Here is a 354-nt window from a genome sequence, read left to right as displayed (position 1 = left end):
GGAAACTCTGCAAAAGGTCAGTCAAAGCCGACGAGTCTGTGAGACATTTGGAGCCATGAAACAAACAAGCCTTGGAAGTGGATTTGAGTTGAGCAGCAAGAGAACACGCAAACGTGAGTTTCTTGAAGAGATGGAGCGCGTGGTTCCATGGGCTGAGCTGGTGGCGTTGGTTCAATTCCATCAAAGCGTCAAAGGCCACGGCAGGCCCAGCTTTGCCATAGAAACCATGCTGCGCATCCACTTTTTGCAACAATGGTTCAACCTTTCAGATCCAGCCATGGAAGAGGCGCTGTATGACACGCCCCTTTTCAGCCACTTCGCACAGCTCGATGCGGGCATGAGCCGCTTGCCCGA

Annotated in this window: 1 protein-coding gene; it reads left to right on the top strand. The window is 52.5% G+C overall.

Going from position 1 to position 354, the window contains the following annotated elements; genetic code table 11:
• Positions 1 to 55: 55 nt before the first annotated feature.
• Positions 56 to 354: transposase (locus tag E9531_RS17405; RefSeq protein ID WP_136575028.1), on the top strand; the 299-nt coding region annotated here is incomplete at its 3' end.

Origin of the sequence: Lampropedia puyangensis (assembly GCF_004833285.1) — a bacterium.
In the GTDB taxonomy this organism is placed as follows: Bacteria; Pseudomonadota; Gammaproteobacteria; order Burkholderiales; family Burkholderiaceae_C; genus Lampropedia; species Lampropedia puyangensis.
The sequence above is the reverse complement of the archived record's forward strand: the minus strand, read 5'-3'. Positions and strand labels throughout refer to the sequence as shown.